The organism is Psychromonas arctica, from assembly GCF_038155225.1.
In the GTDB taxonomy this organism is placed as follows: domain Bacteria; phylum Pseudomonadota; class Gammaproteobacteria; order Enterobacterales; family Psychromonadaceae; genus Psychromonas; species Psychromonas arctica_B.
The window spans coordinates 48,084-63,810 of the sequence record NZ_JBAKBA010000020.1 but is presented as its reverse complement, the minus strand read 5'-3'; the positions used below and the strand labels follow the sequence as shown (position 1 = coordinate 63,810).

At 34.6% G+C, this 15,727-nt stretch carries 13 protein-coding genes; 9 read left to right on the top strand and 4 right to left on the bottom strand.

The genetic code is table 11. The features are described from left to right. Window positions 1–75: 75 nt before the first annotated feature. A complete protein-coding gene (locus V6255_RS10020) occupies window positions 76–786 on the bottom strand; it encodes a cation transporter (RefSeq protein ID WP_341628023.1) in 711 nt (236 codons plus the stop codon). Window positions 787–893: 107 nt separating this feature from the next. Between V6255_RS10020 and V6255_RS10015 the strand changes: the two genes are divergently transcribed. The 8 genes from V6255_RS10015 to V6255_RS09980 all read left to right on the top strand — a co-directional run bounded on the left by V6255_RS10015 (window position 894) and on the right by V6255_RS09980 (window position 11,456). After that, on the top strand, window positions 894–1,292 hold the full coding sequence (locus V6255_RS10015) for a MerR family transcriptional regulator (protein WP_341628022.1): 399 nt from the start codon (window positions 894–896) through the stop codon (window positions 1,290–1,292). A gap of 524 nt (window positions 1,293–1,816) precedes the next feature. Further along, window positions 1,817–3,847 (top strand): TonB-dependent receptor plug domain-containing protein, encoded by a 2,031-nt coding sequence (locus tag V6255_RS10010; protein ID WP_341628021.1) that lies wholly within the window; start codon window positions 1,817–1,819, stop codon window positions 3,845–3,847. Window positions 3,848–3,917: 70 nt separating this feature from the next. After that, window positions 3,918–4,409 (top strand): YfiR family protein, encoded by a 492-nt coding sequence (locus V6255_RS10005; RefSeq protein ID WP_341628020.1) that lies wholly within the window; start codon window positions 3,918–3,920, stop codon window positions 4,407–4,409. Window positions 4,410–4,423: 14 nt separating this feature from the next. Continuing rightward, window positions 4,424–7,213, top strand: a complete 2,790-nt coding sequence (locus V6255_RS10000) for a response regulator (protein WP_341628019.1) — start codon at window positions 4,424–4,426, stop codon at window positions 7,211–7,213. 45 nt (window positions 7,214–7,258) lie between these two features. Next, window positions 7,259–9,334 (top strand): EAL domain-containing protein, encoded by a 2,076-nt coding sequence (locus V6255_RS09995; protein WP_341628018.1) that lies wholly within the window; start codon window positions 7,259–7,261, stop codon window positions 9,332–9,334. A gap of 337 nt (window positions 9,335–9,671) precedes the next feature. Then, window positions 9,672–10,148, top strand: a complete 477-nt coding sequence (locus V6255_RS09990) for an acyl-CoA thioesterase (protein WP_160062687.1) — start codon at window positions 9,672–9,674, stop codon at window positions 10,146–10,148. A gap of 512 nt (window positions 10,149–10,660) precedes the next feature. Then, a complete protein-coding gene (locus tag V6255_RS09985) occupies window positions 10,661–10,969 on the top strand; it encodes a DUF2007 domain-containing protein (RefSeq protein WP_341628017.1) in 309 nt (102 codons plus the stop codon). Window positions 10,970–11,051: 82 nt separating this feature from the next. Continuing rightward, window positions 11,052–11,456: a GNAT family N-acetyltransferase gene (locus V6255_RS09980; RefSeq protein WP_341628016.1), complete on the top strand. Its 405-nt coding sequence runs from the start codon at window positions 11,052–11,054 to the stop codon at window positions 11,454–11,456. 136 nt (window positions 11,457–11,592) lie between these two features. Here V6255_RS09980 and V6255_RS09975 read toward each other — a convergent pair whose 3' ends face one another. Next, window positions 11,593–11,904, bottom strand: coding sequence for a hypothetical protein (locus V6255_RS09975; protein WP_341628015.1), 312 nt, complete (start codon window positions 11,902–11,904; stop codon window positions 11,593–11,595). A 567-nt stretch (window positions 11,905–12,471) separates the two neighbouring features. Here V6255_RS09975 and V6255_RS09970 point away from each other — a divergent pair. Beyond that, window positions 12,472–13,149, top strand: coding sequence for a PilZ domain-containing protein (locus tag V6255_RS09970; protein WP_341628014.1), 678 nt, complete (start codon window positions 12,472–12,474; stop codon window positions 13,147–13,149). Window positions 13,150–13,228: 79 nt separating this feature from the next. On the opposite strand, the gene ggt is transcribed toward V6255_RS09970, so the two are convergent. Continuing rightward, window positions 13,229–14,998 (bottom strand): gamma-glutamyltransferase, encoded by a 1,770-nt coding sequence (gene ggt, locus V6255_RS09965; protein ID WP_341628013.1) that lies wholly within the window; start codon window positions 14,996–14,998, stop codon window positions 13,229–13,231. Window positions 14,999–15,078: 80 nt separating this feature from the next. Then, complete coding sequence (gene nadD, locus V6255_RS09960) at window positions 15,079–15,726, bottom strand: nicotinate-nucleotide adenylyltransferase (protein WP_341628012.1); 648 nt, start codon at window positions 15,724–15,726, stop codon at window positions 15,079–15,081. Window position 15,727: the final 1 nt, after the last annotated feature.

Here is a 15,727-nt window from a genome sequence, read left to right as displayed (position 1 = left end):
TGTTTGTTGATGAAAGAAAGCTTAATAGCTTAGTAAAAAATATACTTAGAGTTAATAAGCTTAACTAGAATTAAACTAGTGTTTATGTTCATTTTGATGGTTATGTGCCTGGTCTTGAGTCTTTAGACTACAATGGTCATTAGTTTGCTTCTGTTCATGCTCGCTTGTATTTGATCGCTGTAATCTTTTTTCTTGGTTTGCTTGCTGAATGATTTGTTTTGCAGAGCTTAAGAAAAGAGTTGCTAAAAATGCCGCTACAATTAAATCAGGTAAAGCACTGTTGGTAACCCATACACCTGAAGCCGCTATCAATACGACTAAGTTTCCGATTGCATCATTACGACTACATAGCCAAACAGAGCGCACATTGGCATCCCCATCTTTATATTTCATTAGTAATAATACACTGACTACATTAGCAACAAAAGCAAGTATGGCAATGCTTCCCATAATCCCAGCATCAGGTGTTTGTATAAACCAAAATTTGTATAAGGTTGAAGACAATACATAAATGGCCATTAACAATAAGCTAGCACCCTTTAATAGTGCGATATTGCTACGCAATGACAAGGATTTTCCGATAACCCATAAGCTGATACCGTAAGTGAGCGTATCGCCTAAAAAGTCTAAAGCATCGGCTTGTAGCGATTGTGAGTTTGATTGTACGCCGGCGAACATTTCAACAAAAAACATAATGCCATTAATTAAAATGATGGCGATTAATATACGTTTATAAACAGGATCAATGCCGGTGAAATCTGCTTGGTGGTTACAACATCCAGCCATAAAATACCTCTTTTTGTGTTGTTGGATTGCTTTATAATGAAACTATACAAGCTCTAGTAACTAGAGGTTCAAGTCTTTTTTTGAAAATAATTGAGGATAAATAAGAAATGGTTTATTCAATTGGTCAACTCAGCAAAGAAACACACTGTAAAGTGCCTACTATTCGTTACTATGAAGACATTGGTTTATTGGAAAAAGCCCAGCGCAGTGCAGGTAATCAGCGTCGTTATACCAGTCAACAATGTCAACGTTTACACTTCATTCGACATAGTCGAGCATTAGGCTTTAGCCTTGATGAAATTAAACAGTTAATTCATTTACAAGACTGCAAACATCATGATGCACACCAAGCGCACGATGTTGCACAACATCATTTAGTTGAAGTTCGTAATAAAATAGAACAGTTAAAACAATTAGAACAACAATTATTAACGATGATAGATAATTGTGATGTTGATGGATCTGATGATTGCTTGGTATTAAAAAGCTTGAACGAAGTGAGTTAACTAACCTCAGTTCTGGATTAGAAAAGCGATACAACACCGCTATTTCTGCGTTAAATTATCTCTCAATAACCCGTTATTGCTTCAATAATTCGCCTTGAACTACGCAAAACTAACGGCACTGACTAGTAAAAAATAGTACCTTATGATTTTAAATATAACTCCGCTTTCATTAACTAGAATTGAGGTTAACTAATTTTGAGTTGTTGACTATTTTTAGTCTTTTTAAGATATTTATTTTTTGAAAAATTTAGCTCATTCAATTGAGCTTAAAACCCTCCATACCGCCTATAACGAATACAGCTCTCATTAAATAGCGTATATGTTTGCCAGGTCAAATATTAAACTGTAAAATACTACTTTATGGTTGTTTTTTTGAGGTTGCCTTAAAAGTCCTTCTTTTAAACTGTACTCATTAAACAAACATTTAATGAGTTTATAATCATGCTCACACTATCGATTTTACTTATTTATATACCGTTCTATATTTAAGATCTTATATTGAAATATTCATCAAAAGGAAGTGTATGAATTATATCAAGTGGTTAGCTATTTCGTTAACTTTGATTCCATTTTATAGCTATGCTGACAATAGCGAACAAGATTTCACGGAAATTGACTTTGAAGAGCTAATGAAAATAGAAGTTACTTCTGTTAGTAAGAAAAATGAAAAATTGTCAGAAGCGGCAGCTGCAATTTATGTTGTCACAGAAGAAGAAATTCGCCGAACCGGTGCGACTAGTATTCCAGAGGCATTATTTTTAGTACCTGGTGTTGATGTTGCAAAAATCGATTCGAATAAATGGGCGGTCAGTATTAGAGGGTTTAATGGTCGATTTGCCAATAAACTTTTAGTGATGATTGATGGCCGTAGTATTTACACTCCTACCTCTTCTGGTGTCTATTGGGAGAGTTTGAATTATTTAATGTCTGAGATTAAACGTATCGAAGTCATTCGTGGGCCTGGTGCAACTTTATGGGGAGCTAATGCCGTTAATGGTGTCATTAATATCATTACTAAAGAAGCTACTGGAAAAGAAGCAGGAACGCTTTCTCTTACTATGGGCACCGAATCTCAGGGGATTGGTGCTAGTGTTGAAAATGATATTAGTGACAAGACTAAGTTTCGAGCTTATGCAAACGGCAGGAAATTAGCAGAATCAAAAGACCTTTCAGGGCATGATCAAGATAATGAAGGAAAGTATGTACAGGCCGGATTACGATTTGATTTAGCGTTAGATGATGATCAATGGCTAACATTACAAGGTGATATCTATCAACACGATCAGCGCCAACAATTCTCTGTCTCGAATTTTGAAGACCCATATCTAGCTAATATTCAAAGTGGTGATGTAGATTTAATTGGCGGTAATATTGGCGCTCGTTGGGGAATGAAAACTAGCATTGATTCAGAATTAAATATTCGTACAAATTATGACTTCTATGAACACAATGATCTTCAGTTTAAAGAAACACGCAATACGTTGAATATAGAAATTGAACATCAATTTACTCCCTTTAAAAACCATCAATTAATTTGGGGGGGAGGGTATCGTTGGAGTCAAAGTGATATAGAAGGGTCTGCTTCTTTTTCTACTTCATCTTCTATACAGAATCTTGATATATGGAATCTATTTATTCAGGATACTATGGCGCTACCTGAGCAAAACCTATCATTAACATTTGGTACTAAAATTGAAGGTAATACAAATAGCAGTACAGAAATTCAACCTAATATTAGACTAAGCTGGCTACCATCAAATAAAGTCACCTTGTGGGGCGCTATTTCACGCGCAGTTAGAGTACCTTCTCAAGTAGAAAGTGGTTCAACAATTAATATACAAGTTATTCAACCTAGTGAATTTGATCCCACTGCAACACCTGGTTTACTACAGATTGTTGGTAACAATGGTTTCCAATCAGAAGAATTAAATGCCTATGAACTTGGGTTTCGTTGGCTTCCTACCTCTACTTTATCCTTTGATGTAGCTACTTTTTACAACGTTTATGATGACTTGCTAAGTTATGATATTGGCGATGCAGAAATAAAAAATGTTAATGGTAGTACCTTCTATGTGATTCCAATTAATCTTGATAATAATTTAGAAGGCTATAGTTACGGCACTGAATGGCTAGTCACTTGGCAAGTAACTCGTCAATCTCGTTTACGTTTTTCATATAGTTTTATAGACATTAAATTAAAAGATAAAGCTGAAAATTCATTTAGTAGTGAGGTTATCTCTTTGGTCGCAGATCGCTCCCTTGAACACCAGGCTTCTCTTTGGGGAAGTTTTGATTTAAGTGATTCAGTAGAGTTAGATTTACGTCTTTATTATGCCTCTGAGCGTAAATGGGATAGTTCTGGTGGAGATTACTCAATTTCTGATGGCTTTGACAGTGATTTGCGTATTGGGTGGCAGGCAACTAAAGCATTAAGTTTCTCTATTATTGGTCGTAATCTATTACATGCAGAAAAACAGCAGTTTATTACGGAATCATCAAGTACTGATTCTCTTATTGAACGCAGTATTGCGATTAATGCTCTTTATCACTGGTAATCGCCATTAGAAGTATTTGAATATGATGAATAACTTGTCTATTAAATATTACTTAACCTTTGTTCTTCTTATGATGAATATCATCAGGCCGGTGTTTTCTGAAGATAATAGTCCTAGTGCAGTAAAGGTGGCTTATATTTACAATATAGCTAAATTTACACGTTGGCCTGAATCAACTTGGAAAGATGCCAACGCCCCATTTGTTTTATGTTCTTATGGTGAAGACAGCGTTAGTAAAGCGTTAATAATATTAGAAAATAAAAAGATAGATAAGCATCCAATTACGGTTGTTAACGTCGAAAAAGATCAAGATTTTCAATACTGCCATGCTCTTTACATTAGTACCGATGATAGTCGACTGTATCGTTATTTGCTCTCTCAAGTAGACCAACAAAAAGTACTCACTATTACAGATGAAAGTTCATTTTTTGATTCAGGCGGATTTGTTAACTTAGTACGAGAAAATAAACGTTTACGCTTCCAAATATCTAATCAACAACTTTCTGAAACTAAATTAATACTAAGTTCAAAGTTACTCAAACTTTCAATATTAGTAGACTAACTTAAGGTAAATTTGTGAATAAAATTAAACATTTTTCTTTACGGACTCAATTAATTGCAATTGGCTTTTTACCTGGTGTATTGGCCTCTATTGTTATTATTGTTTTTATGAGCTTTGCACAACATCACTATAGTCATATTGATTCTGAAAATGAACTTAAAACCTTAGCTGTATTAATGGCATCCTTGAATACAGCAACTGCCTTATTCAAAGACCAAGAAGCTGCTAAAGAGAGTCTAGATAGCCTTAATGCAAAAAAACAAATTGTATTGGCGAGAATTTATGATCAAGACAAACAAATTTTGGCGGAATATATTCAACGTTCTTTTCAACAATCGACATCAACGTCCTCTTTGCAAATGAGCTTAACGGAGTTACAAAAAGAGGGCATGAATGGTCTACACCTTCAACTTGAACCTATAAATTATGAGGGTAAAACATTAGGTTATGTACTTTTGGTTGATGATAGTAGCTTACTAAACCAACGTTTATTGCATACATTGGCTATTGCTCCTTTCATTTTTGCTTTAGGGACTTTTTTAGCTTTAATCATCGCAATTCGTATGCAAAGAATTATTTCTCGTCCGCTATTAGAAATAACAAAAGTGGTTGATGCGGTTTCTGAACATAAAAATTACCAATTACGCATACTTGGTAAACGTAATGATGAAATTGGTGCCTTGATGAATGGTTTTAACTTAATGCTTGAGCAAGTTGAAAAAAGAGATAAATCACTTCAAGAGCATCAAGATACATTAGAAGAAAAAATTACGTCACGGACCATTGAGCTTGTTACTGCTAAGGAAAATGCAGAAGCGGCGAGTAAAGCTAAAAGTGAGTTTTTAGCGACAATGAGCCATGAAATTCGAACGCCGATGAATGGTATATTGGGCATGACTGAATTATTGCAGACGACGAACCTTGATGATCGACAGAAACGTTTCACGGAAACTGCTCATCAATCTGGTATTAATTTGCTTGCCATTATTAATGATATTTTAGATTTTTCTAAAATTGAATCAGGGAAAATGCAGCTTGAACTTATAGAGTTTAATTTACGTTCTCTCATTGAAGAGTTTGGCACTTTGTATGGAGAAACGGCATACAAAAAAAATATTGAATTAATACTTTCTATCCCTGCAAATTTTAATAATTTTTATATTGGCGACCCGCTTAAAATTCGACAAATATTAGCTAATTTATTAAGTAATGCTTTAAAGTTTACTGAGCATGGACAAGTTATCTTACGTGTTATTGAAAAAGGTAATGGTGAATTAAACTTTACTGTGACAGATACGGGTATTGGTATTGAACACAATAAAATGGACTATATTTTTGAATCATTTTCACAGGAAGATAGTTCAACAACAAGAAAATATGGTGGTTCAGGTTTAGGTTTACCCATTGCCAAACAGTTAGTTAACTTAATGGGCGGTAAGTTATCGGTTCAATCTGAAAAATCACGAGGTAGTATTTTTTCTTTTGATATTACATTGAAGCCTGTGATCAATAATGCTATCGGATTAAACACCATGTCCGTAACAACACATCCAGAATTTTCAGTTTTACAAAATAAACGTCTAATGGTTGTTGATGATAACCCGACTAATAGAGACATTATTAAAGAACAATTAAATGAAATTAATGCAGACTGTGATTTAGCTGATGGTGGGTATATTGCACTCCATTTGTTGCAGACCGCTCACGAGAATAATCATCCTTATGATTTATTAATTTTAGATATGCATATGCCTGAAATGGATGGGATTGAATTGGCAAAACAAATCCGTCAAAACACACATTGGCAACAACCCGTTATTATTATGCTTAGTTCAGTGACTGCAGATAGTGAATTATTAAAAGAAAACCAAATTACTTGTTTCCTTAACAAGCCTGTTTTACAAAAAGAACTTTATCTATCACTGACAAAAGCGATAACCGGTTCAACGGTCAATGCACAACGTTCAGAGAATAATGCACAAAATAATACACAAAATTACCAGTTTAATTATCCATATCGCATTCTTGTTGCGGAAGATAATCCTGTGAATCAAGAGGTGGCTGTTATTATTCTTGAGTCATTTGGTTTACATGTTGATCTTGCTGATAACGGTTTAATCGCGGTCGAAGCTCTCAAGAAAAATAATTATGATGTAGTGCTAATGGATATGCAAATGCCAGAAATGGATGGTCTAGAAGCAACACGGACTATTCGTAGTTTGGAATTGAAAAATATTATTCCTAAAGGCAATACTATTATTGCTTTAACAGCTAATGCCATCGATGGTGATATGCAACGTTGTTTGCAATCAGGCATGGATGGCTATTTAAGCAAACCTTTCTCAGTGGCTCAACTTTATGACCAATTATCCCCATGGTTGAGTATTCCTCGTCAAAATGAGGCCAGCAGTAAAAATGACGTTATTAATACGATGACAGCTCAGACGAATGAAAAACTAGCTTCCGTTGACCCTGATGCATTAAATAAAATTGCCTCATTACAACCTGGTCATTCTGATGCGCTAGTTAATAAAGTCGTCTCGCTTTATATCAATACATTAACCGAAAGTTTATCTACTTTTAAAGAGGTAACGTCAAACCATGAAAGTATTAGAAAAGCAGCACATACTTTAAAGTCTAGCAGTGCAAATGTCGGGGCTTTTCAATTAGCTAAATTATCAAATAATTTAGAGCAAGCGATTACTGCTAAAACCGATTCATCAATAGCTACGCTGATTGATGAGATTGAAATTGAATCTCAACGTGTCATTTCATATTTTAACGAAAAAAATAATGAGTCATAATTTAATGATTAATAGCGGTATATTATTCTCGATATTGAGGTCTTTATGAATAAGAAATTAATATTAGTGATAGATGATGATGAAATGACTCGATTATTAATTAATCAAGTCCTATCACCGGACCTGTATGATGTGGTTGAGGCTAAAGATGGGGCTGAAGGTATTATTTTATTTAATCAACATACGCCAGACTTGGTTTTATTAGATGTTGATCTACCTAAATTAAATGGCTTTGAAGTGTGCCAGTTAATTCGTGAATCAGAAGAGGGGCAGAGAGTGCCAATCATCATGATTACTGGTATGGATGATACAAAATCCATCGAATATGCTTATCGTTTAGGAGCGACTGACTTCATTATTAAACCTATTAATTGGTCTTTGTTTGGGCACCACTTGCGTTATATTTTACGTAATAGTCATTATTTTAAATCATTAAAGAAAAGTGAATCTCGACTTGAGCATGCTCAAAAGATTGCACGATTAGGCTACTGGGAATTAGAAGGTAATAAAGGGCATTTATTGTTGTCTAAACAGCTTTCTAAAATGCTTTCTTTGTCATCTTATAAGTTTGAGAGCGGCAAAGAATTTTTACTTGATTTGATTCATCCTTCTGAAAAGTTTCATATCAAAAATGTCTTATTACAGGCCTTTAATGATGGTTTAGCGTTTAATTTGGATATAAGAATTAAATTGCCGACGGATGAGTATTTACATTTAAAACTACAAGGTAAGTTGTTAGAAGATAATAAAAATGCAACGCCGATTATTTCAGGCATCATGCAAGATATTAGTGAGCTTAAAGAGTCACAGAAAAAGTTGGTGCATATTGCTCATCACGATGCGTTAACTAACCTCCCTAATAGGGTGTTATTTAATAAAAGATTAGAAGGAGCAATACAAAGAGCTGATCGACTCAACCGTAAAGTCGCACTATTATTTATTGATTTAAACCGTTTTAAGCAGGTGAATGACTCACTTGGCCATGAAGTTGGCGACTTATTATTACAAGAAGTGGCATTACGTTTTAGTACCGTTATACGTAAATTCGATATCGTGGCTCGTTTTGGTGGAGATGAGTTTGCGATACTACTCGACTCAATCGATGATTTAGAACAAATACCGTCATTTATTAAACGTTTTCAAAAACTCTTTGAAGACCCATTTTTTATTAATGATGAATATCTTCATATTGGTTCGAGTGTTGGGATCAGTATTTATCCTGATAATGGCAGAGAAATAAGTGAGTTATTAAGGAATGCAGATGCAGCAATGTACCAGGCTAAAAAACTAGAACAAGATAATGTCTATTTTTACTCTAATGATTTAACAGAAAGCACTGCTAAACGTTGGTCCATAGAAAATCAATTGCGAGAAGCCATTGAAAAAGATGATTTTATTCTTTTATATCAGCCTAAGGTTTGCAGTAATACTGAGTTAATATCAGGTGTAGAAGCCCTTATTCGTTTACCAATAAAAAACGATGTGCCAGTTTACCCTTCTGAATTTATACCTATTGCAGAAGAAACTGGCCTTATTATTGCGCTAGGAAAATGGGTGATAGAAGAAGCCATTCGTCAATTAAAAGCATGGCAGAATACGGCTTGTGGGCATTTATCTATTGCGGTTAATGTTTCTAGCCGACAGTTATACAGCAAAGGTTTTACCAAGTTCGTCGTTGAAGCTTTACAAAATGCTGGTGTGGATGCTAGTCAATTAGAAATGGAAATTACTGAAGAACATTTAATACCTACAAACCAAGAAAATACAATTAAAGAAACCCTTACAGATTTAACAGATATCGGCATCAGATTATCGATTGATGATTTTGGTACTGGTTATTCTTCATTATCACAATTAAAAAGCATGCCAATATCAATATTAAAGATTGATAAATCTTTCATTGATCATATCCCAAATAATAAACAAGATACCGCGATGATTAAATCCATTATTAGTTTAGCTAAAAACCTTGAATTACAAGTGGTTGCTGAAGGGGTTGAAACCATTGAGCAGCTGATTTATTTGCGTGATAATGATTGTGAAATTATACAAGGGTATTATTATTCTAAACCAGTGACATATACTGAAATACAACATTTAATAGAAAATAAAAAGTGGTAGTTGAAGCGGAAATAGACGGTTGTAGATACATTTTTATTGAATGCCTATAAGATAAACCCATTGATTAATATCGAATTTTTAAACAAGTCTAATCGTAAATTATTTTATTATTGTTTATTTTCTATATGCGTTAATCACTATTATTAACTGTTAAATTTTTTAGATTACTCTACCTATGCGCTTAGTGGTTGCTTTTGACTCTATTAATTTGAGCTTATAATTCGACATTATATGTTGTCATATATTACTAATTCCCTTTTAACGAAATAAATAATTATTTGCTAACTCACTGTTAAGCAGATAAATTTACTAACCATACTGAATTTAGAGAACTAATATGAAAAAACCGCAACGTGATATAACCCTGAGATTTTTAGCTGAAACTCAAGATGTAAATTTTGGCGGGAAAGTTCACGGCGGCGCTGTGATGAAATGGATAGATCTTGCAGCCTATGCTTGTGCAGCTGGTTGGAGTGGTCGTTATTGTGTAACCGCTTATGCTGGTGGTATACGTTTTGTTGCGCCTATTCATGTGGGCAGTTTGGTAGAAGTACTTGCAAAAGTTATTTATACCGGAAAATCATCAATGCATATTGCTTTAGAAGTAAATGCTTGTGACCCTAAGTCGCTTAACAAACGCACTACAACACATTGTATCGTTATCATGGTTGCAGTAGATCAAAATGGTCAATCAGAGTTAGTGCCGCAATGGATTCCTGAATCAGAAGCTGATATTAAACAACATGATACAGCAATGAAGCTAATGGAGATGCGTAAGAAAATTGGTGAAGAAATGGAAATTTTTGTAGATTAATTTTTTCATAAACTTACTTTTTTACCATTTTTTTTTCAGATTAAGAGCGATTAATAACTTGATGGTTTATACATCATCAAGTTAAGTATTTCTTTATCGTTAAAAGTTAACTCTGAGACATTAATTTTTATTTTTTTAAATATCATCTTTATTAATGTCGCCTTATTATCTGAATCGAAGCCAAAAACCGAAATTAAAAAAATAGTTAGGACATAGTTCAGAGTATCGCTTAAATAATATGTTCAGATATAAAGTGTTGGACTGTTATACCGATTACATTAAATATGTTATCTAAATTTTGCGCTGGAAAAACAGTTCAATTCAAGGCGTAAATTGAGCCTTTCGAAGATTAACTTTATTAATCGTCTATCGGAGAATTAACCAAAAGAGGCTAATTCTTTAATGGCTGTTCTCTTTACGACATTTACAACGAAGAAGTGGACTGTTTTAACAAGTAAAATAGATAAGCTACTTATTGTGATTGGTATTAATCAATAAATAATCGGAAGGTCATGATGAAACTAGTTTATACACATGAAAATCATTTTATTGTCGGGAACATAAAAAATCTAATTGAAGCACAAAACATCAAAGTGTTTATTAAAAATGAGTTTTCTCAAGGTGCGATGGGTGAAGTGTCTGCTTTTGATTGTTGGCCTGAAGTTTGGGTTTTTGATGATAATGATTTAGAAGCGGCTACTGCCATTTTAAAACAATCTCAACAATCAAAAAATATAGCTGATTGGGTTTGTGCTAATTGCAATGAGAAAAATGATCCTGCTTTTGAAGTCTGCTGGAATTGTAATAATGAAGCTCCGTAATATCTTAATATAGTCATTGTAATGAATGCTAAATAACCTGATAACCAGAAATATTATACTAAAATAGCTGAATAGGTTTACTTTGAAAGTAGTATCAATTAAATGGCAAGATACCATTTTGGTTCGTCACCAAGTGTTATGGCCAGATAAGCCCCCTGAATTCTGTCGGGTGGAAGGCGACGAGCAAGCTTTACATTTTGCTGTGATGAGTAATCAACAGACAGTTTGTGTCGCCTCTCTTTATCTTGACAATAATACTGCAAGATTAAGAAAATTTGCGACTCTTAGTGCATTTCAAGGTAAAGGCGTTGGAACTTTTATGATTAATTATCTTATTGATAACTTAAAGCTTCAGGGTATTAACTACTTATGGTTTGATGCAAGAGAATCGGCTTTAGGTTTCTATCAACGTTTTGGTTTTGATAAAACGGGAGAGTTATTTTATAAAAGTGATGTTGCCTATTATAGAATGTCTAAAAGCTTATAAGCTTTCCATGGCTTTGTATTCAACGCTTGTAGCTTATTCACATAACTAAATAACTATAATGAGCATAAAAAAACTGACTATATAACAACTGATTATATAAATGGTTATGTGATAATTATCAATACTTTAATATGGATTAATCACTAAAACCTTTGTGGATAAATTGATGTCTTAATTGTACAAAGTCTTCCTCTGTGCAGGCCAAAAACTTCATTGCAAATTCGTAACCTTCTTCTTTAAACTTATCTAGTTTAGCTAACTCATACTCATTCATAATAATATGCATTGCTTCTTGGACGAGCTCTTCTTCATCTTCTCCAATTAATGTTTCAGGTGGATCAAAGTGTGTCACCATCCAATCTTGTAATTGTGCGTTATCAATTTTCTTTTGGTGCCAAAGTGTCAGAGTATCAACAACTTGTTTTTTAGTGATAATAGGTTGAGTCATGGTTTTTCTCATTTAGTTACTTTAATTGCGATCATAACTGATCGTGTTGTCTATAACTACCCGGAGATCTTACTAATTCGATTATGAGCAAACTACCATTATGTGTTACTTATTTTTTAGCTGTATTTTGATAATCAAATGGCCTATTTGTTTGAAATCATAAAATGGCTATGGTTAGTTTGAAAGAGTCGTTATATTGGGGTTATTGAAAAGTATTCGCTCTAATGGAGATTAGATCAACGTCATTCAATTGTTTAATCAAGTAATGATGCAAACAGTTGTATCGTATCGACATTTTATCCTGCATTAATTTTAATAACCTCTTCCTATAATGAAATAATCATAAATACAATCTCCACTTTTTATACTATATTAAGAGCTTATTAAATAGTTTAGTTACGCTGTATCAAGTCATTGCTTATCTATTCACTAGGTTATTTAGTTTTAAGGACATATGTGTATTTTATATCGGTTAAATTATTAGAGTTTATCTTATTTAAGCCTTATCATTTTATTAATAAGTTATCGTATATCACTGGCGTATAAAGAGAAGTTGGAGAGGTGGAAGTGTCAAAGATAGATAATCGAGAACTTACTCGTTTAAATCAAGTCAATTGCGGTGAAATCATACATTTACAAATCATTACAGCCACTAAACCAATTCGTTTAAAAACACGTTTAATTGGTGTTGACCCAAATATGTCTGTGATTTTAGCTTTTGGAAATGATGCAAGTTGGATCAAAGCATTGCCACATATTAAAGAAACTAATGATGTGATTGTGCGTTTCATGAATAATGACCAACAACAAGCAAGTGTTATTGCTTTTAGATCTTCGATACAGAAAATAATGACCATTACTGGACGTTGGTTAGTTTTAGATTACCCAAAAACGATTGAGTCAGCGGCACTAAGACAACATCGACGAGTTGATGTGAGTGTTGAAGCCTCAATGGTTGATTCAGCAACAAAGGCGATTATAACGCATGGTGTGCTAATTGATTTATCTATTCAAGGGTGTGCTTTTGTCAGCAAAAAAGAAAAGAGTTTAAGCATAGGTGCGGTTTACGAGCTATGTATTGATCTTGAAGAAGAGAATAAAAAGATATGCCTATCGGTTGCTTTAAAAAATATTACTAACCTAGCTGTTAATGACGAAGTGCAATGTGGACTTGTGTTTATGACGCCTGAAACGGAAGCCAAAGCAAGCATTCAAGAACTGTTAGTGCATCATCTACAAAAATAAGATTTACCTATCGAATAATAATATGTCCACCCGACAGGTAAATCTTCATTACTTATTTAATACCGATTACATAAACTGATTAGTAACCCACACTTAATGCAGACGGTCTACGAGGGTCTGATGCGCCGTATAAACCTGTTTCTGATTTCATGATACTTTGTGTGCTACCCATTGCCGATTGTACTTTTATCTCATGCCCTTTTTCTTCTAATAGTTTAATTGTATCTGCACTCAAACCAGATTCAATACGAATATAATCAGGCAACCATTGATGATGTATACGTGGTGCAGAGCTTGCTTCAGCAATATTCATATCATAATCAATCACGTTAGAAATAACTTGTAATGTTGTTGTGATAATACGAGATCCACCAGGTGTTCCTGTTACCATAAACAATGCATTATCTTTTAAGATAACGGTAGGGCTCATTGAACTAAGAGGGCGCTTACCAGGTGCAATAGAGTTAGCTTCCCCACCAATTAATCCATAACCATTTGCATGACCAGGTTTAGATGAAAAGTCATCCATTTCATTATTTAATAGAACGCCTGTGCCTTTTGCAACAATCCCAGATCCATAACTGTAATTTAGTGTGTAAGTATTACTTGCAGCATTACCCCATTTATCAACGACACTAAAATGTGTTGTTTGGTCACTTTCATAAGGTAAGTTAGCATCAGGCTGAATATCTTTACTTGATGTCGCTTTATCTGGGTCAATGGTGGCGACTAACTGTTTTGCATATTTTTTACTGGTGAGAGTTTTCACTGGCACTCTTACGAAGTCACTATCCCCTAGATGCAAGCTACGGTCTGCATAAGCACGACGCATACTTTCAACCATGGTATGGATATGTTGTGCACTGTTATGGCCCATAGCAGCTAAGTCATAGTTTTCAAGCATATTCAATATTTGTACTATATGGACACCACCTGAAGAGGGTGGTGGCATAGAAAAGACTTCATAACCTCGGTAAGTCCCTTTAATCGCTTCACGATCGACTACGTTATAATTTTTGAGGTCTTTTTCAGTAACAACGCCATTGGCTTCTTGAATACTACCTGCGATTGCTTTTGCAATATCACCTTCATAAAAGCCTTTTTCACCTTCTTTACTGATGATTGACAGTGTTTTAGCCAAGTCTTCTTGTTTAAGAATATCGCCAGGTTGGTAGTTTGAACCGTCTTTTTTGAAGAATATTTTATGTGTATTTGGCCACTTACTTAAACGCTCTTTTAAGGCATTAAGTGACGTCGCTAAATCAGCGGTAACGACAATACCGTCTTTCGCGAGTTTAATAGAAGGGGCAATCAACTGCTCTCTAGACATCGTACCGAATGTTTTACGAGCATGCTCTAGGCCCATTACGGTACCCGGAGTCCCAATAGCTAAACCATGAAAAGTCGATAAATTAGGAATCACATCACCATTTTCGTCAAGATACATATCACGCGAAGCATTAGCAGGTGCTTTTTCTCTGTAATCGATAGCAACAACTTGTTCTTTGTCAGCTAGGTACACCAACATAAAACCACCGCCACCGAGATTACCTGCTCTTGGTAGTGTAACTGCTAATGCATATCCCACAGCCACTGCTGCATCAATGGCATTACCACCTTGCTTTAAAATATCTAACCCGATATTAGTGGCAATCGCTTCTTGTGAAGCTACCATACCACTTTTCGCCCATACAGGATGATGGATGGCCATTTGACTGTAAATTGCAGTCTGTGGCGCTGCGGTTGTAGTGGTTGCTGCAAATGTAGATGGGGTAATCGCAAGTAGCGAAAAAGATAAAACAGCGAAGTTGAGAGGGTGAGATATTTTATTTTTAATCAGAGCTAACATAGTGATGTTCCTTATTTAAAAGTAAAGTGTCCGTTTCTTCTTATTATTATGATTATATTGCTATGGTTATGTTTTTTAAGCTAGGTGTAACAGTGTTGTTCCTTTATGTAAGTGCAAACAGATTGCGGGGTTAAAAAATTAATACTTTGTTTTTTTGATAATAGATGACGAATTTGAGAAGAAGAAATCGCTAATTGGCTAGTGCTTTGAAAATAAACACATCCCGCTAAAGAACGATGTAATAAGGCTGGGTCTTGTATTTGATGGTCCGATAAGAGTTTACTCACTACATCATTGAATGTTGGATCCCAGCCGGGTCTGTGGCTAACCACGAGATGACAATAGTCTAATATGTCTTGATATTGATACCAGCTATCGAAATTAATCAGAGAGTCCATGCCCATAATAAAGCAGAGTGGTGTGTCAGGATATTGCTTACGTAATAGCTTTAAGGTATCAATGGTATAACTCGGGGTCGAGCGTAATAGCTCTTGGGTATTGAGTTGTAATTCCGGTGTATCTTGAATGGCGAGCTTAACCATTTCAATACGCTGCTGCGTATTAGCTAAGGTTTTTTCTTTATGTGGTGCGATATAATTTGGCAATAAATATAATGACTGTAAATTTAGTGCTTGTTGAATCTCTAATGCAGGTCGTAAGTGGCCAAAATGAATGGGATCAAATGTCCCACCTAAAAAACCGATTGCAGCACAGTCATTAATTTTCATC